This is a genomic window from Phycicoccus avicenniae (assembly GCF_050496545.1).
In the GTDB taxonomy this organism is placed as follows: Bacteria; Actinomycetota; Actinomycetes; order Actinomycetales; family Dermatophilaceae; genus Phycicoccus; species Phycicoccus avicenniae_A.
Map to the genome: position 1 here is coordinate 76927 of NZ_JBNVZV010000005.1, position 23092 is coordinate 100018.

General features: G+C 74.2%; 17 protein-coding genes. 5 read left to right on the plus strand and 12 right to left on the minus strand.

The window, feature by feature from the left end; genetic code table 11:
• The first annotated feature begins 14 nt into the window (after nucleotides 1–14).
• Both ACQZ2A_RS05830 and ACQZ2A_RS05835 read left to right on the plus strand, forming a co-directional pair.
• The gene (locus ACQZ2A_RS05830) at nucleotides 15–1892 is read left to right on the plus strand and encodes a hypothetical protein (protein WP_430208262.1); all 1878 of its coding nucleotides are present in this window, start codon (nucleotides 15–17) and stop codon (nucleotides 1890–1892) included.
• A 46-nt stretch (nucleotides 1893–1938) separates the two neighbouring features.
• On the plus strand, nucleotides 1939–2595 hold the full coding sequence (locus ACQZ2A_RS05835) for an HD domain-containing protein (RefSeq protein ID WP_430208264.1): 657 nt from the start codon (nucleotides 1939–1941) through the stop codon (nucleotides 2593–2595).
• Here ACQZ2A_RS05835 and ACQZ2A_RS05840 read toward each other — a convergent pair.
• On the minus strand, nucleotides 2576–3352 hold the full coding sequence (locus tag ACQZ2A_RS05840) for a DUF4031 domain-containing protein (protein ID WP_430208266.1): 777 nt from the start codon (nucleotides 3350–3352) through the stop codon (nucleotides 2576–2578). The two genes, ACQZ2A_RS05835 and ACQZ2A_RS05840, sit on opposite strands and share 20 nt — an antisense overlap.
• A gap of 122 nt (nucleotides 3353–3474) precedes the next feature.
• Here ACQZ2A_RS05840 and ACQZ2A_RS05845 point away from each other — a divergent pair, with 122 nt between their 5' ends.
• Nucleotides 3475–3765 (plus strand): WXG100 family type VII secretion target, encoded by a 291-nt coding sequence (locus ACQZ2A_RS05845; RefSeq protein ID WP_430208269.1) that lies wholly within the window; start codon nucleotides 3475–3477, stop codon nucleotides 3763–3765.
• Between the two features lie 7 nt (nucleotides 3766–3772).
• On the opposite strand, the gene ACQZ2A_RS05850 is transcribed toward ACQZ2A_RS05845, so the two are convergent.
• From ACQZ2A_RS05850 to ACQZ2A_RS05865, 4 genes are read right to left on the minus strand one after another with little or no spacing between them, the layout of a single operon-like run.
• Entirely contained in the window at nucleotides 3773–4291 is a 519-nt protein-coding gene (locus ACQZ2A_RS05850) for an N-acetyltransferase family protein (protein ID WP_430208271.1), read from the minus strand.
• 25 nt (nucleotides 4292–4316) lie between these two features.
• Nucleotides 4317–6878, minus strand: a complete 2562-nt coding sequence (locus tag ACQZ2A_RS05855) for an ABC transporter permease (protein WP_430208273.1) — start codon at nucleotides 6876–6878, stop codon at nucleotides 4317–4319.
• A gap of 2 nt (nucleotides 6879–6880) precedes the next feature.
• Entirely contained in the window at nucleotides 6881–7657 is a 777-nt protein-coding gene (locus tag ACQZ2A_RS05860; RefSeq protein ID WP_430208275.1) for an ABC transporter ATP-binding protein, read from the minus strand.
• A 9-nt stretch (nucleotides 7658–7666) separates the two neighbouring features.
• Nucleotides 7667–9457: an alkaline phosphatase D family protein gene (locus ACQZ2A_RS05865; protein WP_430208278.1), complete on the minus strand. Its 1791-nt coding sequence runs from the start codon at nucleotides 9455–9457 to the stop codon at nucleotides 7667–7669.
• 270 nt (nucleotides 9458–9727) lie between these two features.
• Between ACQZ2A_RS05865 and ACQZ2A_RS05870 the strand changes: the two genes are divergently transcribed.
• Nucleotides 9728–11077 carry an NYN domain-containing protein gene (locus ACQZ2A_RS05870; protein WP_430208280.1) on the plus strand — a complete coding sequence of 450 codons (1350 nt, stop codon included), beginning with the start codon at nucleotides 9728–9730 and terminating at the stop codon, nucleotides 11075–11077.
• 122 nt (nucleotides 11078–11199) lie between these two features.
• Here the strand turns inward: ACQZ2A_RS05870 and groL are convergent, their stop codons facing one another.
• Nucleotides 11200–12825 (minus strand): chaperonin GroEL, encoded by a 1626-nt coding sequence (gene groL, locus ACQZ2A_RS05875; protein ID WP_430208283.1) that lies wholly within the window; start codon nucleotides 12823–12825, stop codon nucleotides 11200–11202.
• 322 nt (nucleotides 12826–13147) lie between these two features.
• Between groL and ACQZ2A_RS05880 the strand changes: the two genes are divergently transcribed.
• Nucleotides 13148–14326: a M48 family metallopeptidase gene (locus ACQZ2A_RS05880; RefSeq protein WP_430208286.1), complete on the plus strand. Its 1179-nt coding sequence runs from the start codon at nucleotides 13148–13150 to the stop codon at nucleotides 14324–14326.
• Between the two features lie 9 nt (nucleotides 14327–14335).
• Here the strand turns inward: ACQZ2A_RS05880 and ACQZ2A_RS05885 are convergent, their stop codons facing one another.
• Genes ACQZ2A_RS05885 through ACQZ2A_RS05910 form a run of 6 tightly spaced genes read right to left on the minus strand, consistent with a single transcriptional unit; the run spans nucleotide 14336 to nucleotide 22825 of the window.
• Nucleotides 14336–17359, minus strand: a complete 3024-nt coding sequence (locus ACQZ2A_RS05885; protein ID WP_430208288.1) for an alpha-mannosidase — start codon at nucleotides 17357–17359, stop codon at nucleotides 14336–14338.
• 35 nt (nucleotides 17360–17394) lie between these two features.
• Nucleotides 17395–18618 carry a CehA/McbA family metallohydrolase gene (locus ACQZ2A_RS05890; RefSeq protein ID WP_430208291.1) on the minus strand — a complete coding sequence of 408 codons (1224 nt, stop codon included), beginning with the start codon at nucleotides 18616–18618 and terminating at the stop codon, nucleotides 17395–17397.
• Nucleotides 18615–19694 (minus strand): ABC transporter ATP-binding protein, encoded by a 1080-nt coding sequence (locus ACQZ2A_RS05895; protein ID WP_430208292.1) that lies wholly within the window; start codon nucleotides 19692–19694, stop codon nucleotides 18615–18617. Before ACQZ2A_RS05895 ends, ACQZ2A_RS05890 begins: the two co-directional genes overlap by 4 nt.
• Nucleotides 19694–20521 carry a carbohydrate ABC transporter permease gene (locus ACQZ2A_RS05900; protein WP_430208295.1) on the minus strand — a complete coding sequence of 276 codons (828 nt, stop codon included), beginning with the start codon at nucleotides 20519–20521 and terminating at the stop codon, nucleotides 19694–19696. Before ACQZ2A_RS05900 ends, ACQZ2A_RS05895 begins: the two co-directional genes overlap by 1 nt.
• Complete coding sequence (locus tag ACQZ2A_RS05905; RefSeq protein ID WP_430208297.1) at nucleotides 20518–21420, minus strand: carbohydrate ABC transporter permease; 903 nt, start codon at nucleotides 21418–21420, stop codon at nucleotides 20518–20520. The genes ACQZ2A_RS05900 and ACQZ2A_RS05905 overlap by 4 nt, the downstream gene beginning before the upstream one ends.
• Nucleotides 21395–22825, minus strand: a complete 1431-nt coding sequence (locus ACQZ2A_RS05910; RefSeq protein ID WP_430208300.1) for an extracellular solute-binding protein — start codon at nucleotides 22823–22825, stop codon at nucleotides 21395–21397. Before ACQZ2A_RS05910 ends, ACQZ2A_RS05905 begins: the two co-directional genes overlap by 26 nt.
• Between the last annotated feature and the right edge of the window lie 267 nt (nucleotides 22826–23092).

Below are 23092 nucleotides of genomic sequence, written 5' to 3' on the forward strand. Positions count from 1 at the left end.
GGGAGGGTTGCGGCATGACCCCACGGGACGAGGTTGCGCGCCTCGAGCGCGAGTTCGCCGATGCGATGCAGCGCATGTACTCCGTCGGCAACGGGCTGGCCCGTCTCCGGGCGGACCTCGAGCCGCGTTCCGCGGCAACCGCTCCCGCTGCAGCACCGGCCTCCGCAGGGGCGGCCGGGACGGTGGCGGGACCGGCTCCCGTGGGTCCGACGAGCCCGGTGGGTCCGCCCCCCGGGTGGGCCCCGGGCGGGACCGGGGCGGCGCCGCAGGGTGGCGTCGCACCGGCTCCCGTGCTCGTGCGGGCCCCGGCCCCCGTCGACCCCTGGTACCGGCGTGAGGGCGCCGTGACCCGGGTGCTGGCGGTGGCCGGGGCGGTCGTGACGCTCTCGGGCGTCGCGATGCTGCTCGTCCTCGCGGTCCGGCACGGCTGGTTCGGGCCGGGCGCGAGGGTCGGTGCCGGCGCGTTCCTCGCGGCAGTGCTCTGCGGCCTCGGCGTGCGTGGAGGGGCGCGCGAGCGGGGCCTGGGTTCTCCCGTGGGGAGCGCGCCGGTGGCCCTCGTCGCCACCGGCGCCGCGGCCGCCTACCTCGACGTCGTGGCCGTCACCGCGTACTACGGATGGCTCCCGCCCGTCGTGGGACTCGCGCTCTGCGCCGCCGTGGCCGTCGGCGGTCTCGCCGTGGCCCGGAGCTGGGCGAGCGAGCTGCTCGCCGTGCTCCTCGTCGCGGGCGCCGGGGTGCTGTCCCCGGTGGTCGCGGGCCGGGCGGGCTGGCTGCTCTCGGCCGTGCTCGGCGTGCTCGCCGTCGTCGGCTGGTGGGCGGGTGGGCACCGCAGCGTCCCCGGCCTCACCGTCGTGCGCACGCTGCCCGTGTCGCTCTCGCTGCTCGTCGGCGCCGGGACCGCCACGGGGTCCGGCGAGCGGTGGGCCCTCCTCGCGGTCGCGGCCGTCGTCCTGCTCGCCACCCTGGCCACGTCGGGTATCTCGGTGCGCCGGGAGCCGGGCGACGTGGCCTCGAGCGCCGCGCTGGCGATGGCCTCCGTCGGGACCCTCGCCGTCGTCGCCGTCCAGGCGCGGGGCGTGGCGAGCGTCGCGTTCCTCGGGACCGCACTCGTCCTGCTCCTCGGCGCCACCGTGCTCGGCCGCGCGCCGCTCGGACCGGTGGCCCCGCACCTGGTCGTCACAGCGGGTTCCGCCGGCGCGGTGGCCGGGGTGCTCACCGTCGTCCGGGGCGCCCCCGAGGGGTTCGTCGGAACCGGCCTGCTGCTGCTCGCGCTCGGCCACCTCGCGGTCGCCGGGGTCACCCGCTCGCACATCTCGCTCGGGCTCGGGGCCGGGGTGGCCGCGGTGGCCCTGCTCGCCTGGGTCCAGCACCCCTTCGCCGTCGTCGACCTCGACCTCGCGACCGGCCACGACCTCGCCGTCGCGTTCGTCGACAGCACGCTGGCCGCCGGTGTCGTCGCCGTGGCCTGGTGGGCCTGCGCGAACGTCCGGGGCGTCCCCTCCGAGGTCCGCGTGCTCACGCAGGTCGTCGCCTGGGTGGTCGGGCTGGCCTCCACGGCAACGGCTCTCGTCAGTGTCGGCACGCTCGCCGGGCAGCACTTCGGGGGGGCCGAGCTCGGCTTCACCGGTGGCCACGCCGTCGCCACCGTCGTGTGGATGAGCGCCGCCACCGCGCTGCTCCTGCACTCGCTGGAGCGCCCGGGCGATGCCGACCTCGCGCTGCGCAGCGGGCTGCTGCTCGCCGCCGTCGCGGTGGCCAAGCTGTTCCTCTTCGACCTCGCCGCCCTCGACGGGGTGGTCCGCTCGGTCGCCTTCATCGCCACCGGGCTGCTCCTCCTCGCCACCGGCAGCCGGTACGCCAAGGCGTGGGAGAACAGCCGTCCCCGCACCTGAGGGCGGAGCGGGTGACGCCGCGCGCGTCCTCTGCCAGAGTGGCCGGGTGCACGCGCTGCAGGGTCGCTGGCCCGTCGACTCCGCACCGGTGCTGACCGGTGCCGACCCCGACGCCGTCGCCGCCGTCGGGGCCGACCTCGTCCACCGGTGGAGCGAGCCGCACCGCCGCTACCACGACCTGACCCACCTCACCGAGGTGCTGGCCGCGGTCGACGCCCTCAGCCGGTCCGAGCGCCTCGGCGAGGACGACCGGTCGGTGGCCCGGCTCGCCGCCTGGTTCCACGACGCCGTCCACGCAGGCGCCACCGACGGGGCCGACGAGCGGGGCAGCGCAGACCTCGCGGCGCGGTCGATGCGCGCCCTCGGCGCCGGGGAGGGCGTCGTCGAGCGGGTCGTCCGGCTCGTCCTCGACACCGTGGAGCACGACGTCGAGGCCGACGGCGGCGACCGGGCGCGTCCGGTGCTGCACGACGCCGACCTCTGGATCCTCTCCGCCCCCGTGACCCGCTTCGACGACTACTGCCGTCAGGTGCGCGCCGAGTACGCCCGGGTGGGCGAGCGTGACTACGCCGCGGGCCGCACCGCCGTGCTGCGTCCCTTCCTCGTCCGACCCCACGTCTACGTGACGCCGTACGCGCGCCGCGAGTGGGAGCCGGCGGCGCGCGAGAACCTCGCGCGTGAGCTCACCAGGCTGGCGGGCTGAGCACCCTCTCGACGAGCGGCCACCAGAACGTCGTGCCGCACAGGTCCTCCAGCTCGGCCGGGGTCACCCAGCGGCGGTCCGAGGTGTCGTCGTGCGTGGTGGACAGCGGCGGGCGCGTGGCGGTGAGGTGCACCTCGAACAGCTGGAGCAGGTCGCGGCCCTCGTGCCACGGCCCCGGCCCCTCGACCGCGCTGAACCGCTCGTAGCCGACCGGCCGCAGGGCATCGCGGTCCAGCACCAGGCCCGTCTCCTCCTGCACCTCGCGGACCGCGTTCTCGCGCACCGTCTCCCCCGGCTCGCGGCCGCCACCCGGCGCTCCCCACTGGTCGCGCCACACCGAGTGCACCACGGCGTGGTCGCCGGCCGCGTCCTGCACGAGCACGAGCGCGGCGAACACCCGCGCGGCATCGGCCTCGCGGGGGGACGCGATGAGGTCGACGTCGACGACGACGCCCTCGGCCAGCCGGACGCCCGTGACCCGCGCGACGCCCTTGTCCCCCCGCCGCTTCTGCATGCGCAGGCCGCTCGCGACGAGCCGACGCAGCAGCTCGCGGGCCGGGACCGGCTCGGCCCCCGCCGCCACGACGGCGTCGTAGCGCTCCTCGGGCACGTCGTAGTGGTCACCCTCGAAGCCGCGGGCGGGGATGCCGCAGCCGCGGGCGAAGGCGTGCAGCTCCTCGAGGTCGGTGTCGGTGACGAGGTGGGACCAGCGCCGCCCGTGCGCCTCGGCGCGCGGGGGGTCGATGAGGATGGCCACCCGCCGATCGTAGGCGGGTGCCCGAGGGCCTGTGGAAAACTCCGCGGCGCCCGGCCCTGGTCGACCTAGCGTGGAGGGATCGGAGCGGCCACCGGGCCGGTCCACGACGAGGGGGTACCTCCATGACGGCCCAGTTCCAGGTCGACACCGACCGCATCGCCGCGGCAGCCGGCGACGTCGCACGCGTCTCCGCCGAGATCGAGGGCCAGGTGGCCGTCATGACCTCGCGGCTCACCGCCCTCCAGGACGCCTGGACGGGCACGGCGTCCGCGCAGTTCCAGGGGGTCGTCGAGCAGTGGCGTGGCACGCAGCACCAGGTCCGCGAGTCCCTCGACTCCATCGGCCGGGTGCTGGGCGCCGCCGGTGCGCAGTACGCCGAGACCGAGGCCCAGGCGGTGCGGATGTTCTCCTGACCGGGCCTCAGCGCAGGTCGAGCTTCATCCCCGCGTGCGAGTGGACCCACCCGAGCCCTTCGTAGAACCGGTGGGCGTCGGTGCGCGAGAGGTCGCTCGTCAGCTGGGCGAGCACCGCACCGCGCCGGCGCCCGTGGTCGGCCGCCCAGCGGAGCAGCGCCGTGCCGAGCCCGCTGCCGCGGGTCGTCGCGGCGATCCGGACGGCCTCGACCTGCATCCGCAGGGCCCCGCCGCGGGACAGCCCGTGGAGGAAGGAGAGCTGGAGCGTCCCGACCACGGTCCCCTCCTCGTCGCGCACGACGACCAGGAGCTGGTGGGGGTCGGCGTCGACCGCGGCGAACGCGCGCAGGTACGGCGCGAGGTCGTCGGGCGTGGCCTCGCGGCCTGCTCCCAGCACGTCGTCGCGCAGGAGGGCGACGACGGCGGGCACGTCCGCTGCGCGCGCCCGGTCGACGACGAACGCCCGTCCCTGCACCGGCAGGTGCTGCGGGAGGGAGTCGTCGGTCTCGTGCGTCGCCTCGGTCACGGGGCCCGACGGTACCGGCGGGGCATCACTCGGTGGCGATCGCGCGCAGCACGTCGAGCCGCGCGGCACGACGGCCCGGCCAGAGCGCCGCGAGCACGCCGACGAGCGCCGCCATCGCGACGAACCCGGCAAGCTGCAGCCACGGGATCGCCAGCACGTCGATGCCGTCGTCGACCAGCGAGCGCTGGAGGGCGACCGCGAAGGCCAGACCCAGCACGACCCCGAGCACCGCCCCGAGCACGGCGATGGCCACCGACTCCAGGCGCAGCATCGTCCGCAGCTGCCGGCGGCTCAGCCCCACCGCCCGCAGCAGGCCGATCTCGCGGACCCGCTCGACGACGGAGAGGGCGAGGGTGTTGACGATCCCGAGCACGGCGATGACGACGGCGAGCCCGAGCAGCGCGTAGACGATGAAGAGCAGCTGGTCGATCGGCTGGCGCTGCTCGGCGGCGAACTGCGCCTGGTCCGCGACCCCGACGGTCGGGAGGTCGGCGACCGTGGCGTCCAGCGCCTTCTTCAGCGCCGTCCGGTCGGTGCCCGGCTCGGCGACGACGAAGGCCGACCGGTCCGTCGGTGGGACACCCAGCTCGTCGAAGGCGGCGAGCGACATCGTGACGTCGCCCTGGAGCACGGCGTCCGGCTCGTAGGTGGCGACCACCCGGCCGGCGACCTCGGCGCCGGCGAACGTGGTGGTCACCGGGTCGCCCACCCGCAGCCCGAGCTCCTTCGCGTGGGCGGTCGACAGCGCGACGTCGCCGGTGCCGAGGGCCTCGAGCGAGCCCTGGGTCACGTCCGGCCGGGCCACGCGCACGACGCCCGCGGGGTCGACCCCGGTGGCGAACTCGCGGTCCCCGGCGAGCTCCACCCGGGCCCCGCGGACCCGCACGACCTCCGCGACCCCCGGCACCTTCTCGACGGCGTCGGTGATGGCGGCGGAGAAGCCCTGGCCGACCACGCTCGAGACGACGTAGTCGGCGACGATGTCCTCGGCGAGCGACTTGTCGAGGCTGGCCTTGGCCGACGCCCCGAGCACGGACATCAGGGTGACGAGCGAGACGCCGATCATCAGGGCCGAAGCCGTGGCGCCCGTGCGACGCGGGTTGCGGCGCGAGTTCTGCTCGGCCATCCGGCCCACCGCCCCGAAGGCCCGGCGGTAGGAGGCCCCGAGCAGCCCGAGCACCGGCCGCCCCAGGACCGGGCTGAGCAGCGCCGTCCCCACGAGCACCCCGAAGGCGCCGACCCCGAGCACGTAGGTGGGCTCGCTGCCCCAGCCGGCGAGCCCGGCGGCCATCGCGGCCACGCCGGCGGCGAGCAGCACCGACCCCACGAGCACGCGCCAGCGCATCCCGCCCTCGGCGAGCACGGCATCGTCGCGCATCGCGGCGACGGGCGGCACGCGCCCGGCCCGGCGCGCCGGCAGGTAGGCCGAGACGACCGTGACGAGGACGCCGACGGCGACCGCCACGAGCACGGTGCGCAGCTGGAGCACGAGCGGCGTCGAGCCGAGGTCGAGCCCGATCCGCCCGAACACCGCGCGGATGCCGATGGCCAGCACGACCCCGAGCCCCACGCCGAGCGCGGACCCGACGAACCCCACGAGCCCGGCCTCGACGAGCACCGAGCGGGCCACCTGCCGGCGGCTCGCCCCGATGGCGCGCAGCAGGGCGAGCTCGCGGCTGCGCTGCGCGACGAGGATCGAGAAGGTGTTGACGATGAGGAACGCGCCGACGGTCAGCGCGACGCCCGCGAAGACGAGGAGGAAGGTCGTGACGAACGAGAGCGCCTCGTCGATACGGGTGGCCGCCCGGGCCGAGGTGGCGTCACCGGTGTCGGCGCGGTAGCCCTCGGGCAGCACCGCCTGCACCGAGCGCAGCAGCTGGTCCTGGCTGGTCCCGGGCGCGGCGGTCACCCAGACCGTCGACCACCCGGTGCCGCCCTCGAGGAAGAGCTCCTGGGCCTGGCGGGCGTCGAACATCACGACGCTCGCGCCGACCAGCGAGCTGCCGCCGAACTCGGCGGTCCCGACGAGGCGGGCCTCGATCCGCGGCTGCGCGCCGGCGGTGAGGAGCGGCACGGTGTCGCCGAGCCGCCAGCCCGAGCGCTCCGCGCTGTTGGCGTCAAGGACGACCTCGCCCGCCGCGGTGGGGAAGCGACCGGTCTCGATGGTCGCCGAGGGGATGCCGTTGGCGGCCGGGCCCGAGCTGTAGGAGACGGCGATGCCGGGCGGGCCGCCCCCGCCGACGAGCTTGCCGTCGCGGTCGACGACGAAGGTGCCGAAGGTGGTGACCCGCCCGTCGGCCCGCGCCGCGCCCGACACGCCCGACAGGGTGCGGACGAGGTCGGCGGGCACGGTCCGCACGGCCGCGGCCCCGAGCGGGCCCCCGCCGCCGCCGCTGTCCTCGGCGCTGCCCGGCCGGACGATGACGTCGCCGACGGCGCCGCTGGTCAGCCCGGTGAAGGCGCGGTCGAGGGTGTCGGTGAAGACGTAGGACCCGGCGACGAACGCGACGCCGAGGACGACGGCGACACCGCTGAGCAGCAGGCGCACCTTGTGCGCGAGGATCCCGCGCAGCGTGGCGCGGAGCATCCTCAGGCCTCCGACTCGGCGAGGCGGGCCATCCACTCGAGGACCGCCTCGGGGGTCGGCTCGCGCAGCTCGCCGACGACGTGGCCGTCGGCGAGGAAGACGACGCGGTCGGTCCAGCTGGCCGCGCCGGGGTCGTGGGTGACCATGACGACGGTCTGGTCGTGGGTGTCGACCGAGCGGCGGAGGAAGCCGAGGACCTCCGCACCGGACGTGGAGTCGAGGTTGCCGGTCGGCTCGTCGGCGAAGACGACGTCCGGGCGTCCGACGAGGGCCCGCGCGCAGGCGACCCGCTGCTGCTGGCCGCCGGACAGCTCGCCGGGCCGGTGACCAAGGCGGTCGCGCAGACCGACGGTGTCGACGACCTCGTCGAACCAGGCCTGGTCGGGCCGGCGGCCGGCGATGGCCAGCGGGAGCACGATGTTCTCCTCGGCGGTCAGGGTCGGCACGAGGTTGAAGGCCTGGAAGACGAACCCGATGCGGTCGCGCCGCAGCTCGGTGAGGTGGCGCTCCTTGAGCGTGGTGAGGTCGACGTCGCCGAGGTAGACGTGCCCGCCGGAGACCGAGTCCAGGCCGGCGGCGCAGTGCATCAGCGTGGACTTGCCGGAGCCGGAGCGGCCCATGATCGCGGTGAACTCACCGGCGTGCAGGTCGAGGGTGACGTCGTCGAGGGCGACGACGCGGGTCTCCCCCGACCCGTAGACCTTGGTCAGCCCCTCGACCCGGGCGGCCGCCCGGACGGCGGGCGCGGCGGGGGTCGGGCTGGGCTCGGCGACCGTCATGGCACAACGCTAGGCGACCACGGCGGCCGGCCGCCGTCGGGGTCCACCCGGGCGCTCCCCCGGGTCCTCGCCCCGGTCGGGCTCGGGGCGGGTGTCGTCCGTCGCAGCGTCGCGGGAAGGGACGCGGACCGAGTACACCTCGCGCAGCCAGGGGTGGTCGTGGTCGTCGCCGTCGACCATCCCCGCGACCCAGGTGAGCTCGAGACCGCCGGACGTCACCCGGCAGAGCGCGACGTTGTTGTCGAACCACGGTCCCTCGGTGACGGTCCAGGGGTAGCGGGGGTCGGGGACCCGGCGCGAGCGCGAGGCGAGGAAGCGCATCGGGCGGACGAGCGAGCGGGTGAGCATCGAGACGGCGATGCGCACACCGCGCGGCATCGGGTTGCGCAGCGGCGAGCAGACGGCCTGGACGATGCGCGAGCGGGCGCCGTGCCGGGCGGGGTCGGTGACCTCGGCGAAGTAGGAGTTGTGGACGTCGCCGGAGAGGAAGGTGACGGTGTCGGGGGCCGGGCCGCGGTTCCCCCGGGCGAGGTCCATCACCATCTCGAAGACCTCGTCGAAGCCGGCGTTGAAGGCGGCCCAGTGCTCGAGGTCGACGGTGCGCCGCACGCGCTCGGCGGCGTGGGCGGCGGTGCGGCCGTACTCGCCCTGCGCGACGACCTCGTCGATGGCCTCGAAGTCGTGCAGGCCGGGCGGTAGCAGGAAGGGCAGCGAGGTGCCGACGAAGACGTGCCGGTGGCCGCCACGCAGGGTCTCGTCCAGCCACTGCATCTCGGTGGCGTCGAGGATCGAGCGCCGGTCGGGCTGGAGGTCGCGGGCCGCGCGCGAGTCGAGGACGACGAGCAGGCAGTCGCCGAGCTCGCGGGTGTGGCTCCAGCGGTAGGTCTCGGGCTCGGCGTCGGCGCGCGCGGCGAGGGCGTCGAGGTCGGCGGTGAGGTCGAGCTCGTCCTCCGCGCCGGACGCGGCGTGCGCGAGCACCCGCGCGTAGAGCTCCTCCTGCGCCAGCTCGTCCGGCGAGAGGTTGCCGAGGTGCTGGTGCACCCAGTACGAGGCCAGCCCGGAGACGATGCGCTCCTGCCACCAGGTCGTCGCCCGCATGTCGCGGCGCCAGGACCACGAGGTGTTCCAGTCGTCGCGGACGTCGTGGTCGTCGAAGATCATCGAGCTCGGGAGGGTCGAGAGGAGCCAGCGGATGACCGGCTCGGACCACGTGAGCCGGTACAGCTCGTCGTACTCGACGTAGTCCTTGATCTCCTCGTACGGCGGCTCGTCGAGGCTGCGCCGCGCGCGGATGAACTCCTCGAGCTCGGGGTGCGGCGTGGTGTCGGCGTACACCTGGTCGCCGAGCAGGACCATCAGGTCGGGGCGGCCGGCGTCCGGGACGTCGCGCAGGGTGACTCCGAGGCTGCGGAGGGCATCGACGCCGTGGAGGCGCACGCCCTTGGCGTCGTGGCTGCCCATCGTCCGGCAGGAGCCGAAGGCGAAGTGCGGCAACCGGTCCGGGTCGAGGGTGCGGATGTGGCTCGGCGGTGCGCCCTCCAGCGGCCAGACCCGTTCGTCGTCGAGGAGCACCTCGTACGGCTCGTCGGAGGCGGGCTCGAGGCCGTCGCACACGACGAGCGCGTAGTGCGACCCGTGGACGCCGAAGGTCGGCGCCGACCAGCGCCGGCCGGCGCGGACCACGGTGACCGTGGCGCGCTCGGCGGTGCGGACCCACACGGTGGCGGAGGTCTGGTCGACGTACCGGAGCAGGGGCCCGAGGACCAGGGCGCCCTCGGGCAGGGTGGACGGGCGGCTCATCCCGACATCCTGCCCCGCTTCGCTGGGCGTGCGCTGTGGGGGAACACCCCGGTCCGACCCCGGTCGAGCGTCGGGGCCTCCCCGCCCCCACTGGCCCACGCGCGAGCCTCCTTCCGGCGCCGGAGCCCCCTGCAGGCGGCTCGGATGCGGGAAGTCGGCTCGCGCGGCCGGAAACCACAGCGGTCGAGGGCTATCCGGCGGCGCACGGTGGGCACTAGCCTCACGCCACGCCCGTCGCCGTGGGGGTGGCGCGGTCCGGGAGGGAACACCATGCGCAGGTCGGCACTGTTCATCGACTTCGACAACTTCTTCAGCGGCTTGCTCGGAGCCGACCCCGCTGCGGCGCTCCGCGCCGTCGAGAACCCGGGGCTGTGGCTCAGAGGGTTGGTGCAGGGCGTCGACCCTGCGACACCCCCACGACGCTGGCTCATCCTGCGGTGCTACCTCAACCCGAACGGATCGGTCGAGCATCCGCGTGACCCCGCTCGTCGGCTGTACTTCTCGAACTTTCGCCCGTTCTTCACCCAGGCCGGAGTCGAAGTGGTTGACTGCCCGAGCCTCACCCGCGGAGCCAAGAACGGCGCCGACATCCGCATCGCCGTCGACGCGATGACGGCCCTGCAGTCGCCCGTCCCCTTCGACGAGCTCGTCATCGCCTCGAGCGACGCGGACTTCACACCACTGCTGCAGGTCGTGCGGGCGAACGACAAGCGGATCACCGTCATCGCCACCTCGACGACCGCTCCGGCCTACGAGTCCCTGGCGGACGAGGTCCTCGACGAGAGCGACCTCTTCGCCCTCGCGTCGGGCGGGCCGGTGGTAGACCTCGCCCCGGGGCCCGACATTCCTGCTCCCCCGCAGGAGGCCGCACCGGAGCTCCCCGAGCCGGACCCTGCAGCTCCGGCGATCGACCCGGAGGAGGCGGCCGAGCGGTTCGCAGACGTGGTCCGAGCTCGATATGCCGCCGCGTCCGAGCCCCTCAACCTCACGTCGTTGGTCAATGCGGTGGTCATCGAGCTGGGCCCGGCTCCGAAGGCGACCAACTGGTTCGGGAACGGCACGTTCGGCGCCGCGCTCCGTGCGCTCGACCTCCCGTCCGCCCGCTTCTCCCAGCACCACCTCTGGGACTCGGAGCGGCACGAGGCACCGAGCCCGGTCGCGCCGCCCACGGCCCCGCCCCCTCCTGTCGCCCCGAGTTCCGCGCTCCCACCGACGGTCGCCCGGATCGCGGCGGTGACCGGCCTGCCACGCATCGCGAGCGAGAAGTGGCCCGTCGTCTGCTCCACCTTGGAGGCCTACCGCGTCACGCACGACTTCGACTTCACGGAGGCCACGAAGTGGGCCCGTGACCAGGCCGCCGCGGAGGGTCACGAGATCTCGCGCCAGGCGTTCAGCTACGTGGTGCGGGCCTGCCGGTACGCGGGAACGCCGATGACCGCCGAGCCCGCCCCAGACGCCGAGACGATCGGTCGAGCCTTGTTGGAGAGCGTCCTACGACAGGCGGATCTCGCGGGGTTCGAGGTCGACGCGAAGGATCGTGGCCGGCTCGCCGAGTGGCTCCACGTGCCGACGGCGCCGGACGGACCGACGACACGACCGGACGGCGTGACCGCCGGCTGAGCAGGCGACGACCGCCGGCGGCGCGCATCGGGTCGTCCGTCGGGCGGGGGCGGACGCGGCGACGGGCGGCCCTCCCGGAGGAGGACCGCCCGTCGGCGTTCGTGACGTGGGGCGTCAGCGGCTCAGAAGCCCATGCCGCCCATGTCGTCGCCACCCGGCATGGCCGGAGCGGCCTTCTCGGGCTTGTCGGCGATGACCGCCTCGGTGGTGAGGAACAGCGCCGCGATGGACGCCGCGTTCTGCAGCGCCGAGCGGGTGACCTTCGCCGGGTCGATGACGCCGGCCGCGACGAGGTCGACGTACTCGCCGGTCGCGGCGTTGAGGCCCCAGCCCGACTCGAGGTTGCTGACCTTCTCCGCGACGACCCCGCCCTCGAGACCACCGTTGACGGCGATCTGCTTGAGCGGCGCCTCTATGGCGACCTTGACGATGTTCGCCCCGGTCGCCTCGTCACCGGTCAGGTCGAGACCGGCGAACGCCTTGGCACCGGCCTGGATGAGGGCGACGCCACCACCGGCGACGATGCCCTCCTCGACGGCGGCCTTCGCGTTGCGGACGGCGTCCTCGATGCGGTGCTTGCGCTCCTTGAGCTCGACCTCGGTGGCCGCGCCCGCCTTGATGACGGCGACGCCGCCGGCGAGCTTGGCGAGGCGCTCCTGGAGCTTCTCGCGGTCGTAGTCGGAGTCCGACTTCTCGATCTCGGCGCGGATCTGGTTGACCCGACCCTGGATCGCGTCGTTGTCACCGGCACCCTCGACGACGGTCGTCTCGTCCTTGGTGACGACGACCTTGCGGGCGCGGCCGAGGAGCGAGAGGTCCGCGGTGTCGAGCTTGAGCCCGACCTCCTCGGAGATGACCTGGCCACCGGTGAGGATGGCGATGTCGCCGAGCATGGCCTTGCGGCGGTCACCGAAGCCGGGCGCCTTGACGGCGACCGACTTGAAGGTGCCGCGGATCTTGTTGACGACGAGCGTGGACAGCGCCTCGCCCTCGACGTCCTCGGAGATGATGAGGAGCGGCTTGCCGGACTGCATGACCTTCTCGAGGAGGGGCAGCAGGTCCTTGATCGAGCCGATCTTGGAGTTCGCGATGAGGACGTAGGGGTCCTCGAGCACGGCCTCCATGCGCTCGGTGTCGGTGACGAAGTAGTGGCTGATGTAGCCCTTGTCGAAGCGCATGCCCTCGGTGAGCTCGAGCTCGAGGCCGAAGGTGTTGCTCTCCTCGACGGTGATGACACCCTCCTTGCCGACCTTGTCCATGGCCTCGGCGATCATCTCGCCGATCTGGGGGTCAGCAGCGGAGATCGAGGCCGTGGCAGCGATCTGCTCCTTGGTCTCGACGTCCTTGGCGTTGGCGAGCAGCTCGTCGGAGACGGCCGCGACGGCCTTCTCGATGCCGCGCTTGAGCGCCATCGGGTTGGCCCCGGCGGCGACGTTGCGCAGACCCTCCTTGACGAGCGCCTGGGCGAGGACGGTGGCCGTCGTCGTGCCGTCACCGGCGACGTCGTCGGTCTTCTTGGCGACCTCCTTGACGAGCTCCGCGCCGATCTTCTCGTACGGGTCGTCGAGCTCGATCTCCTTGGCGATGGAGACGCCGTCGTTGGTGATCGTGGGGGCGCCCCACTTCTTCTCGAGGACGACGTTGCGGCCCTTGGGGCCGAGCGTGACCTTGACGGCGTCGGCGAGGGTGTTCATCCCTCGCTCGAGACCGCGGCGCGCCTCCTCATCGAAAGCGATGATCTTGGCCATTCGGGTGGTTCCTCCCACGCGAATCGAAGGTGGGACCGGAGGGTGCCCGCGACGGACGGTCCGGGGCCGCGGCTCACGTCACCGTCGGCGCACCGGGCCTCACCGGACCGGTCGGTACTTGTCACTCTCAGGGCGAGAGTGCTAACGCTCATTATTGGCACTCTCGGGGGGAGAGTGCAAACGGTGCCCGGCGCGGGCGCCGACGTGCCACCATCGCGCCATGACGGAGGGGACGGGGACGGTCGGTGCCGCGCGGAGCGGGGGGTCGGGGTCCGAGCGACCGTGCCCGGAGTGCGGGCGGGCGCTCCCGGAGGAGCCGGGGATGCCGCCCTGGTGCGAGCACTGCGACTGGGGCGTGCGCTCGGGGTCCTCGACGGCCCGCGGCGTCGTCGGCCGCCAGGTCGATGCCTCCCTGCGCCGCTGGGCGGTCCGCCTGCACGAGCGGCTGGTCCGCGACCCGGACTCCGTCACCCCGAGCCGGCGTCCGGCCCTCGTCCTCGCCGTGGCCGTCCTGCTCGTGGCGGTGGCCGTCGTCGGGCTCGGCCTGTGGGGCGCCCTCCTCCTCGACGGGTGGTGGCGGGTGGCCGCGCTGGCCTTCTGGGCCCTCGTCGTGTGGGAGTTCGCGCCCCGCCCGACGCGGCTCGACACCTACGCCCTCGTCGTCGCCGACGACCACGTCCCCGGGCTGCGCGCCCTGGTCGACGACGTCGCCCGGCGGGTCGGCGCCCGCAGCCCCGAGGTGCTCGCGGTGGAGACCGATGCGAACGCCTACGTCGTGGCCCTCGGCTACGGGCGCCGCCAGGCCCTCGTCGTCGGGCTGCCGCTCTGGACGACCCTCGACCCCGACGAGCGGGTCGCCCTCCTCGGCCACGAGCTGGGCCACCTGCGCAGTCGTGACACCTCCACCGGGGTGGTGCTGGGCACCGCCGACGCCCTCCTGGCGCGGGCCGTCCGGGTCCTCCACCCCGACGGCGTGGGCGACCACGACGACATCGTCGTCCTGGCCTCCGAGGCGGTCGGGAACGTCCTCCAGCGCATGGTGGTCTGGCCGGTGGCCCTCCTGCGCCTGCTCCTGGTGCGGCTCTCGGCGCAGCAGAGCCAGCACGCGGAGTACGTCGCCGACCGGCTCGCCGCGCGTGCGTCCGGGCCGCAGGGGCTGGTCTCGCTCCTCGCCTCGTTCGCCGGGGAGCCCCGGGGGTGGACCGCCGCCGAGGTGGCCGCCCGCACCCGCCAGGACCCGTGGGTCGCGCTCGAGACGGGCACGCGGCCGACCGAGCGCGAGGTGCGGCGCAGGTGCCGCGCCGGCGAGCTCGAGGAGCACCGGGTCGACGCCAGCCACCCGCCGACCCACCTGCGCCTCGACCTCGCCCGGCGGATGACGGACGAGGGCACGGACCGGGTCGACACCCGGCTCGTGGCCGCCGCCGACGACGACCTGCGCGCACTACGGCCCGAGCTCACCCGGCAGCTGACCGACGATCTGGTCCACGGCCGGTACTGAGCGGCGGCCTCAGGCGCGGGCGACGCGCAGCGTCAGCACCTCGAAGGGACGCAGGGCCAGGACGAGCGCGCCGTGCTCGACGACCGGCGGGGCCACGCCCTCGAGGGGGCGCTCGAGCAGGTCGGTGACGACCGCTCCCGAGTGCTCGAACCCGAGCGCCAGCCGGGCACCCGTGCGCGCGCCGAGCGCCTCGTACAGGCGGACCACGACGTCCCCCGAGCCGTCGTCGGCGAGCTTGACCGCCTCCACGACCACGCCGTCCCGGTCGAGCGCCACCAGCGGCTCGGTCGCGGCGCCCGAGCCGCGCAGGGTCCGCAGCGGGAGGTTGAGCCGGAGCCCCTCGCGCACCGCGTCGACGACGCCGGCGCCGGGGACGAGCGCGTAGGTCATCCGGTGCGTGCCGAGGTCGGCGACGGGGTCCGGGCTCTGCGGCGCCCGGAGCAGCGAGAGCCGGACGACGCTGCTCGTGCCGCCGCCCTCGCGGTCGGCGCGCGTGACGTCGTGCCCGTACGTGGAGTCGTTGGCCACGGCGGCCCCGAACCCCGGTTCGCCGACGTGCACCCACCGGTGCGCGCAGACCTCGAAGCGCGCGGCGTCCCAGCTGGTGTTCGCGTGGGTCGGCCGGTGGACGTGCCCGAACTGCACCTCGCAGGCGACGCGGTCGGTGCTGACGTCGAGGTCGAACGCGGCCTTGAGCAGCTTCTCGCGCTCCTGCCAGTCGACCTCGGTGGCGATGTCGACGCGGGCCTCCCCCGGCGGCAGGGTCAGCACCTGCTCGATGCGCGAGCGACCGAAGGACCGGACGATGCGCACCCCACCGTCGACGGGCTCCACCGACCCGCTCTCGCCGAGGTCGACGAGGTCGGTGACCGAGCGCCGGTAGTAGGCGTCGACGTCCCAGGCGTCGAAGCGCACCGGGGTGTCGGCGTGCAGCTGCAGGAGGTTGCCGCGCGAGCCGGGCGCCAGGGCCTCGCGCCCCGAGGCGGCGTCCACCACCGATGTCAGGAGGCCCGCGGCATCGATGCGGGCCCGCACCAGCCCGTTGTCGAGCACCCAGCCGTCGCCGTCGGCCTCCACCGACACCGCCGACAGGGGCGCCGTGGGGACCCCGATGCCGCCCGCGGCCACGCCGGCCCGGGGGTGCGGCGCGGCGTTGGCGACCACGTCCACCTCCCCCTCGCCGGCGAGAGCGCGCTGCGCCTCGCCGATGACCTCCTCGAGCTCTCCGGCGACGGCGGCGTACTCCTCGGCGGCCTGCCGGTGGACCCAGCCGATCGACGAGCCGGGGAGGATGTCGTGGAACTGGTTGAGCAGCACCGTCTTCCACAACCGGTCGAGCCGCTCATACGGGTACTCGACAGCTTCACGCACGGCCGCGGTCGCCGCCCACAGCTCCGCCTCGCGCAGCAGGTGCTCGCTGCGCCGGTTGCCCTGCTTGGTGCGCGCCTGGCTCGTGTAGGTGCCGCGGTGCATCTCGAGGTAGAGCTCGCCGACCCAGACCGGGGCCTCGGGGTACTCCGCCTCGGCTGCCGCGAAGAAGGCGTCGGGGCGCTCGACCTCGACCCGTGGCGAGCCGTCGAGGTCGCGCAGCCGGGCGGCGCGAGCGAGCATCTCGCGGGTGGGCCCGCCCCCGCCGTCACCCCAGCCGAAGGGCAGCATCGAGCGGTTGGCGGCACCCTTGTCGGCGAAGTTGCGGGCGGCGTGGGCCACCTCGGCGCCGCTGACGTCCGAGCCGTAGGTGTCGGCCGACGGGAAGTGGGTGAGGACGCGCGTGCCGTCGAGCCCCTCCCAGCGGAAGGTGTGGTGCGGGAACCGGTTCGTCGTGTTCCACGAGATCTTCTGGGTGAGGAACCAGCGCGAGCCGGAGAGCGCGACGAGCTGCGGCAGCGCCGCGGTGTACCCGAAGGAGTCGGGCAGCCACACCTCGCGGGTCTCGATGCCGAAGGCGTCGAGGAAGAACCGCTTGCCGTGGGTCAGCTGGCGCACGAGCGCCTCGCCGCCGGGCATGTTGGTGTCGGACTCGACCCACATGCCGCCGACCGGCACGAAGCGCCCCTCGCGCACGCGCTCGACCACCCGCTCCCACACCTCGGGCCGGTGCTCGCGCACCCACGCGAACTGCTGGGCCGAGCTCATCGCGAAGACGAGCTCGGGGTGGTCGTCCATGAGCGAGGTGACGTTGGCGCAGGTGCGGGCGACCTTCCGCACGGTCTCGCGGGTCGGCCACAGCCAGGCGGAGTCGATGTGCGCGTGCCCGACCGCCGAGACGCGGTGGGCGCTGGCCCGCGCGGGGGCGGCGAACGCCGGTTCCAGCTCGGCCCGCGCCGCCGCGGCCGTGCCGGCGAGGTCGGCGACGTCGAGGCGGTCCATCGCCCGGTCGAGCGCCCGGAGCAGCTCCCACCGGCGGCCGTCCTCCAGGGACAGCTCGGCGGCCAGCTGGCCCAGGACCTCGAGGTCCTGCTGCAGCTCCCACACCTCGGTCTCGAAGACGGCGAGCTCGGCGCGGGCCACGCGGTAGAGCGGGTCGCGCGGGGCGGTGTCGGGGTCGCCCATCGGCGAGGGCCGGAAGTCGAAGCCGCCACCCCCGAGGAGCAGCGGGTTGGACGCGGCCTCGACGTGCAGGTCGACCTCCTCGCCGCCACGCGCCGCGTCGCTGACCCGCACCCACTGGGTGCGCGGGTGCAGGCCCTTGACCACGCTCCCGTCGGGTCGGTAGACGAGTCCCTCGGCGTGGAAGCCGGTGCGATCGGGGTCGAACCCGAGGTCGAGGCGCAGGTCGACGACCCGTCCAGCGAACCGCTCGGGCACCGTGCCCCGCACCCGGAACCACGAGGTGCCCCACGGCGGGCCCCAGGCGTCACCGACGGCGCAGGGCGCGTGCTCGGCGGCCAGGCCCTCGGCCACCGGCACCGGCTCGCCCGGCGCGTCCCACCGCCCGAGGTCGACCGGCTCGGCACCGGACCACACGGCATCCTCGACGCGCTGGAGGGTGCGGGCCAGGCGGCCCTCGATGAGCTGGCGGTCGTCGTGCACGGCGGGTCCTCCGAGGGTGGCGTGGTGGGCAGGGGTCAGGAGCCGAGCGCGAGCAGGGTGCGGTCGTCGCGCTCGAGCAGGTGGGGGCCGTCGTGGCCGGTCAGGCTGGCGTGGTCGCCGCGTACGGGGACCCGCCGGCCGTCCGGGCAGACCAGCTGGGCGCCGTCGGCGTCGACGGCCACGAGCTCGTCGCCGAGGCGGAGCAGCACGGGCGCGTCGCGGCCCGCGGACACGGCCGTCCGGCCTGCGGCGAGCCCGCCGAGGACGTCCCCGTCCTCCGTGAGCACCCACGTGGTCGGCGTGCCGGGCAGCTGCTCGCGCGGGTCGTGCACGTCGCTGCCGCCCACCGGGACCGGGTGGCCGGCCGCCGCCCACCACGCCAGCGGCGCGCCGTGCGTCGGGTCCGCCCACCCGCCGTGCCACACCTCGGCGAGGTCGGGCGCCTCCCCCAGCGGGCCGCCGGGCCCGCGCCACGCGCAGTCGCCGGAGGCCGGGTGGTTGACCGACAGCAGGCCGCCGGCCTCCCGCGCGTGCCGCAGCCACTCACGGGCCGGTGCTCGGAAGTCGACCCAGCCGACGTCGCCGAGGACGTTGGCGTGCCCGTCGGCCGTCGTCACCTCCTGCCCGGGGAGCAACGAGATGCCGTGCCGCGCACCGACCTCCGCGAGGTGGGCGTGGTGGCTGACGGTGTTGTGGTCGGTGACGTAGAGCGCGTCCAGGCCCTGCGAGACCGCGAGCGCCGCGAGGGCGTCGAGGGTCAGGACGCCGTCGCTGTGCAGCGAGTGGGCGTGCAGGTCGGTGGCGAGCCAGCGCATCCCGGCCGGGGCCGGCAGCTCGCGGCGCGGGGGCCGCTCCGCCGGCGGGCCCGGCGGCGCCTGCGGCGGGGGCTCCACGACCACCGGCTCGACCCGCACCTCGACCTCCAGCCCCTCGGCCGGCAGCCGGTGCAGCCCGAGGACGACCTCCCAGGTCCCGGCTGGCAGCCCGCGGTCGAGGTAGCCCGGGGTCGCACCCTCCGGCGCCACCTCGACGACCGCGCGCGCCCCGCCGGACCATCCGCGCCAGCCGAGCGGGTCGGTGAGCCCGAGGTCGATGACACCGGAGGGCCCGTGCGAGCGGTCGTACGACAGCGTGACCCGCAGCCCGGGGCACCCGTCACCGACGGCGACCGGCAGCACCGGCCAGACCGACGCCGCCCGATCCTCGGGCGTGACCCGGCCGCGCCACGTGCCGCGGCCGACCTCGGGCAGCGGGCTCACGGCTGGACCAGCCCGCCGTCCTCGTCGGCCCGGTACAGCAGGACCCGCGCGGTCTGCGGGCGCAGCGGCAGGTGGTCGCCGACCGCCGGCTCGTCGTCCTCGGGCAGCACCGCGCGCACCTGCACCTCCCCCACCTGCACCGTGACGAGCACGGTCACGCCGAGGTTCTCGACGGCCGACACCTCGCCGGCCACGACGTCGTCGCCGTCCGGGCCGGTGGCGGCCGAGACGTACTCGGGGCGCACGCCCCAGACAACGCGCTCGCCGTCGGGCAGCGAGCGGTGGGCATCCGGGACGGGCACGTCCACCCCGCCGAGGTCGATGCGCCCGCCGCGCACCGTGCCCTCGAGGAGGTTCATCGGGGTGGCCCCGATGAAGTTCGCGACGAACAGGCTGGCCGGCCGCTGGAACACCTCGCGCGGGGTGCCGACCTGCCGGATGCGGCCGGCCTCCATCACCGCCATCCGGTCCGACATCGCCAGCGCCTCGGCCTGGTCGTGCGTGACGAACACGGTCGTGACCCCGAGCCGGCGCTGCAGCTGCTTGAGGAAGGTGCGCGCCTCGAGCCGGAGCCGGGCATCGAGGTTGGAGAGCGGCTCGTCGAAGAGGAAGACCTGCGGGTGGCACGCGATGGCCCGGGCCAGGGCGACCCGCTGCTGCTGGCCGCCGGACAGCTGGGCCGGCCGGCGCTCGAGGAGGGCGCCGAGGCTCAGCGGGTCGGCGGTCTCGCGGGCCCGCTCCTCGCGCTCGCCGCGCGCGACCTTCTGGATGCGCAGCGGGTAGGAGATGTTCTCGGTGACGGTCATGTGCGGGAAGAGCGCGTAGTCCTGGAAGACCATCGCGACGTCGCGCTCCCCCGGGTCGAGCGCGGTGACGTCGCGCTCGCCGATGCGGATGCTGCCCTCGGTGGCGGCCTCCAGGCCGGCGAGGGTGCGCAGCAGGGTGGTCTTCCCGCAGCCGGACGGCCCGAGCAGGGCGAAGAACTCCCCGTCGGCGATCGCGAGGTCCACCCCGTCGACGCCGCGGACGCCGTTGGGGTACTGCTTGACGAGGTCGGTGAGCTCGACGGTGGCCATCAGCCCTTGATCCCTCCCTGGAAGGCGAAGCCGTAGCGGCGGTTGACGAACAGGTACAGCACGACGACCGGCACCGAGTAGACGAGCGCGAAGGTCGAGATGAGGGCGAAGTCGGGCTGGCCGCCGGCGTCGTAGAACGTGTACATGACGACGGCCGCCGGCTGCTTCGACGGGTTGGCGAGCAGGACGTACGGCACGAGGAAGTTGCCCCACACCTGGACCAGCGCCCAGACGCCGACGGTCGCCATCCCCGGCCGGATGACCGGCAGGACCACGTGCCGCAGCACCTGGTTCGGCTTCGCGCCGAAGACCCGGGCCGACTCCTCGTAGGAGCGCGGCACGGAGTCGACGAAGTCCTTGAGCATGAAGACCGCCGCCGGCAGCAGCCCGCCGGTGAGGACGAGGACGACGCCGAGCTGGCGGTCGATGAGGTTCAGCTGGAACAGCATCAGGAAGATCGGCACCATCGCCGCCGTCCCGGTGACGATCGAGGAGAGCAGGAGCAGCGCGTACAGCAGCCGGTCGCGCCCCGGCACCCGCACCCTGCTCAGCGCGTACGCCGCGAGCGCCGCGAGGGCGATGACGAGGAGCGCGGAGCCGCCGGCCAGCACGAGGCTGTTGCGGATGGAGGGCCAGACCTGCGGGTTGTCGACGAGGCCGGCGAAGTTGTCGAGGGTGAACCCGGAGAGCGAGGCGCGGTAGGTCGGGTTCGGCGTGAACGGCGTGAGGACCAGCCACAGCAGCGGCAGCGCGAAGAACACGACGAGCAGGCAGACGAGCACGTACCCGCCGACGCGCCCGACCACGGTGCGCACCACCGGGTTCACGACTCGTCCTTCCGGCCGCGCAGCACCCGCAGGTAGAAGACGGCGATGACGAGGTTGGCGAGCAGGAGCAGCAGCGAGATCGCCGAGCCGTACCCGAGGTGCCCGCCGATGATCGCCTCCCGGTAGATGTAGACCGGCAGGATCTCGCTCGCCCCGTTCGGCCCGCCGCCGGTCAGCAGGTAGGGCGAGAAGTCGTTGAACGTCCAGAGCGTGATGAGCAGGGTGTTGGTCAGGACGTGGCGGCGCACGGTGGGCAGCACGACGTCGCGCAGCTGCTGCCACCCGCTGGCACCGCTCATCCGCGCCACCTCGAGGTGCGAGCGCGGCACCGAGGACAGGGCCGCCGTGTAGAGCAGCATCGAGAACGCGGTGCCGCGCCAGATGTTGAAGATGACGATGACCCACATCGGGTGGTCGAGCACCCACGCCTGGTCGGTCGTGCCGAGGATCGCGTTGAGGGTGCCGCCGCGCCGGTCGAGCAGCGCCTGCCAGAGGAACGCGACGACCGAGCCGGGGAGGATCCAGGCGAGGAGCACGAGCACGGTCAGCGTCGGCTTGACCACCCGCCGGGCGTCCCGCAGCCCCCAGGCGAGGAGGAAGCCGAGCACGTTCTGCCCGATGACCGCCGACCCCGCGACGTAGACCAGCGTCAGCCAGAGCGAGCGGGTGAACCCGGGGTCGCCGAGCGCCTCGACGTAGTTGCCGAGGCCGACGAACTCCGGCGCCTGCGCCCCGGCACCGGTCAGCGAGTAGTCGAGCAGCCCGAGGTAGATCGTCCAGACCGCGGGGAAGACGAGGAAGACCGCGATGACGACGAGCGCCGGCGCGACGAACCCGAGCGCCCGGGCCCGCCCCAGCCCGGCGACGTCCCGGTCAGCCGCCGGCGACGTGGTCGGCACCGACGGCCTCGGTCAGGGACTTCGCGTAGGTCGCGGCCGCCTCCTGCGGCGCCGTCCCGGAGACGACGTCGGCCGTCGCCTGCTGGATGGCCAGCGACACCTCGTTGTAGGCCTCGTCGGAGGGGCGGTAGGTGGTGATCGGCAGGACCTCCTCGCTGATGAACGACAGCAGCGGGTCGTTCTTCAGCGTCTCGGCGTTGACGTCGGCACGTGCCGAGACCCGGATCTGGGACTCGCTCAGCTTCTCCTGCATCTCCTTCGAGGACATCAGGGCCATCAGCTCCCAGGCCTGCTGGGGGTACTTCGTCTTCGGGCTGAGCATCCAGCCGGCGCCGCCGGAGACGCTGACGAAGTCCTGGCCCTCGACGCCGGCCCCGGGCGTCTCGGCCGGGATCTTGGCCCAGCCGACGACCTCGTCCCGGTTCTTCATCGAGGTGGCGCCGCAGTCCTCCTCGCTCGGGCAGATGACCGAGCGCCAGAAGTAGTCGCCCTCGGCGAGGATGCCGATCTTGTTCTGCGCGAACTCGGCGAAGGACTGGTCGCGCCCGGCCTTGTCCTGCTGCATCCGCGGGTCGCCCAGGCCCTCGCCGTAGACCGCCTTGTAGAACTCGAGGACGGAGGTGACGCCCGGGGTCGCGCCCTGCCAGGTGCCCTTGGCCTCGTCGTAGAGCGGCGCGCCGGTGCCGGCGAGCAGGGGGAGGAAGCCCTGCGCGGTGGTCGCCTCGCCCATCGGGACGCCCGCGTTGACCTGGATGGGCGTGACGCCGGGCAGCTTCTTCAGCGCGCGCCCGGCCTCGAGGACCTCGTCCCACGAGGTCGGCTGCCAGTCGGCGGGCAGGCCGGCCTTGGCGAAGAGGGTCTTGTTGACGTAGAGGACGCGGCCGTCGGTGCCGTTGGGGATGCCGTAGCGCTGGTCCTTGAAGGAGAGGTTGGCCTGGACCGCCTCGGAGATCTGGTCCCAGCCGTCCCAGCTCTTCGCGGCGTCGCCGACGACGTCGTCCAGCGGCTTGACGTAGCCGGCGGCGGCGAGCTCGCCGAGCCAGATGCCGTCGGCCGCGAACACGTCGGAACCGCTGCCGGTGCGCAGGTTGAGCTCGAGCTTGGTCTTGTACTGCTCGTCCTCGACGCCGGCACCGTTGAAGGTGACCTTCGCGGTGACACCCTTGGCCTTCTGCTGGGCGACGAAGGCCGGGATCACCTCGTCCTCGATCCAGGCCGCCTCGGCGGCGTTCTTGCCGCCCTTGACGTCGTTGGCGCTGATGACCAGCGTGACGTCCTTGGCGTCGGCGTTCGCGCTGGGGTCGGTGGCGTCGCCGGACTCCTTGGCGCCGACGCAGCCGGAGAGCAGGGCGGTGGCCGCCAGCCCGCAGATCGCGAACCGGGCCACGACGGATGGACGCGTCATCGGGGGTCCCCCTCCAGGAACGAGGACCGGCGCCGGGGCGCCGGGGCGGTCACGCCGCTGTGCCCGCTCGCCGACGACCCTTGCACAGAAATGTCCGCCGATGACGTCCTGCGCGCACTTTTTTCACACGGCGGACGGCAACGACAACCGACGAATGTGTCACGTGTCGTCGCCCCGGGCCCGCCTCCGGTGACGACAACCGACGAATGTGTCACGTGTTGTCGCTGCGGGCCCGGGCACCGGCGTCCACGAACCGTCGAATGTGTC